Annotated in this window: 5 protein-coding genes; 2 read left to right on the forward strand and 3 right to left on the reverse strand. The window is 63.2% G+C overall.

Annotated features, from left to right (window positions below; translation table 11 throughout):
- Positions 1 to 93: 93 nt before the first annotated feature.
- The 3 genes from EBE87_RS27815 to EBE87_RS27825 form a co-directional block, all read right to left on the reverse strand.
- The gene (locus EBE87_RS27815) at positions 94 to 1,338 is read right to left on the reverse strand and encodes a PAS domain-containing protein (RefSeq protein ID WP_147465064.1); all 1,245 of its coding nucleotides are present in this window, start codon (positions 1,336 to 1,338) and stop codon (positions 94 to 96) included.
- A gap of 170 nt (positions 1,339 to 1,508) precedes the next feature.
- On the reverse strand, positions 1,509 to 1,724 hold the full coding sequence (locus EBE87_RS27820; RefSeq protein ID WP_120641268.1) for a hypothetical protein: 216 nt from the start codon (positions 1,722 to 1,724) through the stop codon (positions 1,509 to 1,511).
- Between the two features lie 204 nt (positions 1,725 to 1,928).
- Positions 1,929 to 2,948: an alpha/beta fold hydrolase gene (locus tag EBE87_RS27825; protein ID WP_122140302.1), complete on the reverse strand. Its 1,020-nt coding sequence runs from the start codon at positions 2,946 to 2,948 to the stop codon at positions 1,929 to 1,931.
- A gap of 153 nt (positions 2,949 to 3,101) precedes the next feature.
- Here EBE87_RS27825 and EBE87_RS30750 point away from each other — a divergent pair, with 153 nt between their 5' ends.
- Both EBE87_RS30750 and EBE87_RS30430 read left to right on the forward strand, forming a co-directional pair.
- Complete coding sequence (locus EBE87_RS30750) at positions 3,102 to 3,446, forward strand: hypothetical protein (protein ID WP_233553589.1); 345 nt, start codon at positions 3,102 to 3,104, stop codon at positions 3,444 to 3,446.
- 73 nt (positions 3,447 to 3,519) lie between these two features.
- Positions 3,520 to 3,645 carry a hypothetical protein gene (locus EBE87_RS30430; RefSeq protein ID WP_267898289.1) on the forward strand — a complete coding sequence of 42 codons (126 nt, stop codon included), beginning with the start codon at positions 3,520 to 3,522 and terminating at the stop codon, positions 3,643 to 3,645.
- The last annotated feature ends 229 nt before the right edge of the window (positions 3,646 to 3,874 follow it).

Below are 3,874 nucleotides of genomic sequence, written 5' to 3' on the forward strand. Positions count from 1 at the left end.
ATCGCGGCGCCTGCGCTGTGATGGGCTTGAGCCCCGGCTGGATCTCCAGCCGGGGCTTTTTCTATGGGTTCAGGCTTGGCAGGACCGCGCCTTTCAAAGCTGGTTGCTATGGCCCGGTGCGGTGTTGGGATCTGGGAAGGTCACGCTTACCGCGGTCCCCGTGCCATCCTGCCGGCTCACCAGTTCCACCTGGCCTTGGATCTGCTGCGCCAGGGTCTCGATCAGCTTGAGGCCCAGTGCGCCCTGTCGCCGCGACGGCGGCAGGCCAATGCCATCATCCTCGATCCTCAACCTGGCCAAGCCACCGTCAGGAAGGCTGAGATTGACCAGGATCCGGCCCCGGCGCCCCTCCGGAAAGGCATATTTGAAGGCGTTGGTCAGGGCCTCGCCGACAATGAGCCCGAGCGGAATGACGACGTCTGGCGCCCAGACGGCCTCCTCGTCGGCCTCGACTTCGACCTCGACCTGACCCGGCGAGGTCACCAGCCCCTCCAGCATGCTTTGGCCCAGTCGCAGCAAATAGGGTGCGACCTCGATCGTATTCGGCGTCTCGCTCTGATAAGCCAGCAATTCATGCACCTCGCCGATGCGCAGGAGCCGCCCCACGGCCACGGCCAGCGCCGCCTGCACCGCCGGTTCTGACTGCCGGGCCTGGAGCTGCAACAGCGCCGTCGCGAGCTGCAGCGCGTTCTTTGTGCGGTGATGCACCTCCTGCACCAGGAAGTCGCGGAACTTCAGCGCCACCTCGCCTTCGGCCAGGCTCTCCCGCAGCAGCGCCTCCGTGCGCCGGCGCCGCTCGACCTCTTCCTCCAGCTTGTCCTTGGCAGCTTGCAGGCGCTTCGTGCGAGTTGCCACGCGCCGGTCCAGTGTTGCTTTCGCTTCCCGCAGGCCCTGCACCCGCTGCACCCGGTCGGTGATGTCCAGGAAGGACACGAAGTGGCGGACGACGCGATCGTCCTCCACCATCGGATCCACCAGGGCCGCTACCCAGATCTCCCGCCCATCCTTGGTGTGGAACAGGATATCCTCGGTGAACTCGCGGCGGGCCGCCACGGCCTGCTTGATCCGATCCACCACACTGGGGTCGGCGTGCCGCCCGATCAGAAAGAAGTAATCCTGTCCCAGCACCTCTTTCCGGTCATAGCCGCACATCTGCAGGAACGCGGCGTTGCAGTAGATGATTGGGTTACCTGCGACATTCGGGTCCGAGATCGCCATCGGCATGCGGGTGGCGTCAAAGGCTTCGACGAAGGGACCACCCAGGGCTGCCAGGTCCACAACAGCGCGTTCTGACTTGGCTTGACCCTCGCGTGTGCGGGACTGCTTTTGCGCAGGCACGACGTTCTCCTCAGGCTGGTGCAGGATTAGGGAGCAGCGTAGATGGTATGGCGGTGCCGCTTGGACGCTCTTGAGCCACGCGCTGATGCGGGCCGTCCATTTGCGCGACAGCTACCACCATCAAGGCCTGATGGCGCACCAGTCCGGCGTTGGCGTGCAGGCGCGGCGCTTTATTCCTGCCGCAGACCATCCAACACACCTTCAAGACAGCGCTGCGTCGTGTAGCTGGATAGAAGCAGCTCCAGCGTCCATGGCAAGATCGGTTTCCCGGCATGGCGCAGCTGCTCAACATCCATGATCTGCTGCGTGAGCCGTTCCGCACCTTCGCTCAGACGATGCTCGAACTGTGCCAGAACAATGTTCCGCTGAATACTCATGATGCTCATTGTTCCGGTGCCATCGCCGCGGCACCCGCCGCGATGACTCTGATGCTACTGTGCGGATGCTAGAGCGATAGCATATCCAGTGCGGAATAGCCAAGAAAGTAGCAGTCCTTGCTGCCTTTCGGCACCTGCAAGGACCCATATACGAGGCTGAAAGGCCGTCGTGCTGAATAGAAGAACGGTAGACCCGCTGTAGAGCGCAGGCGCTTATCCTATATCGGTCGTGTGTTCTTCCGCGGCCACAGCCGAAGTCGTCATGGCAGCAGAGACCGGTTGCCCTGGTGCCGCGATCGCCTCGATGGCCTGGACGACCAGATCAGGTGCGCCGTGATGAACCATGTGACCGAGGCCTGAAACAACCTGGAGACTGCTGGCGGCTATCTCGCGGTGCAGCCGGGCTGATTGCCGGTCCCTGTCCACGATCATATCCTCGGCACCGGCCATGATGGAGACCGGCAGCCGGCTGAGCTCGCCATAACGCTCCACAAGGGCCGCTGCCGCTGGGATCATCGCCGCGGCATCCTCGGCGCTGGCTTTGATCTGCCAAGGCCGCAGCATCATGCCGGTCGGCACCGCGCTCGTGAACGCGGCTGGCACCGGCGCAGGCGCGAACATCGTCCGCACCATCATCGGCGCCATGAGGCGCCCGACCAGTGGGCCGACGGTGTAGCGGATCGCGTCGCCGAGCACCGGAAGGGCAGTCGGTGATATCATGGCAACGTCGGCTCGAGCCGTCGGGAAGTAGTAGCCCGACAGCAGCACAAGGCCTCCCACCGCCTCGGGATGGTTGAGGGCGAGGGCCAGCGCCGTCAAGGTGCCCCAGGAGTGGCCAACCACGATCGCGCGCCGAATCCCGAGGCGGGCGAGAGCCTCCGCCAGAACGGCAGCCTGAGCCTCCGCCGTCCATGGCCGGTCGCGTGGGCGCTCACTATACCCATAGCCAGGCCGGTCAAAGGCCAGCACCCGGTGTCGCTCAGCGACCAGGCCGAACACGCCACTCGCAACATAGTCCTCCGCTTGGACTGCATTGCCATGCAGCAGCACGACCGGCGGGCCACCCATTCCTGCTTCGAGGTAGTGCAGTCGAATGCCGCCTGCATGGATGAACCGCCCGGCCGGCGGATGCTCCCTCTCAGCCCGTCGAGCATTGGCGCGAACCTGCAGGGCGATTCCGGCCAGGGCTGCAGCTACGGCAGCAAGGCCCACCGTCACACGGGATGACGCCATCGGGATCCCTTTACCTGTCATGGCCGGATATCTCCAGGTTCAGCCCACAGAGTGCCCTCATGCGAGACGATCCCATACGGTCGTTGAACGAGCAGGTTCAAGGAGGGTTTCGAGCACATACCTTGTGGACGTGTAACCGCCGTACGGTGTTGAATGCGTCATCTACCGATCAGCAACCCTGCGAGTATTTTTGCTCATCGCGGCCAGCGCAGCCTGAACGAGGCTGAGGCCGCCAGACGCCTTGATGTCGCGAAAGCTGGCAACACCGTCATCTATGTCACCACTCAGAATGACGCCGATGTCTTCCCTCCCGAAGTGCTCTGCGGCGGCCGGACACAGCACATCGGCCGCAGGCCGCTTGCCCCGAATGCGTTGATGATGTTCGGCATGCCGGTCGCTCCTTCTGATCTTGAGGACCGCACTACTCTGCGCCGGACTTGGACCGCCTGGCCACCAAGGCTACCTGCTAACCGCCTTCATCTGGCTGGGCGGACCTGACAGCGTCTTGTTGAACCCTGGTTTCCGCAGCGAAGGCGGCAGGGCAGATCAACACCAGCAAAGGAGCATTCAAATGCCGGACGATGATGGTAATCGAGGGTGGTGGAGATCGCCGCTCAATGCCTTGATGGTCAGCGCTGCTGTGATCGTCGGCATGATCGTCATCGGCACCGCAGTTGTGCTGTGGTTCATCTTCTGAACCGCCATCGCCGCGTGTCTCGCAGGGCCTGATCAGGATTGGCGGCGGGTGAGCATCAACAATCAGCTCAGCGGCCGGCACAGAAGTGCCGTAGGGAACGGTACCGGGCGTCAGTCGTGGGTTGCGGTAACCCGGTGCCGTTAATGGGGGTTTCTGCCTGAGCTTCTAGAAAATCTTCTACAAAGACCTCCTGGATATGTGCCTCACCGCTCCTGGAAACACAGGCTAA

The sequence above is a fragment of the Teichococcus wenyumeiae genome (assembly GCF_003696345.1).
GTDB classification, from domain to species: Bacteria; Pseudomonadota; Alphaproteobacteria; order Acetobacterales; family Acetobacteraceae; genus Pseudoroseomonas; species Pseudoroseomonas wenyumeiae.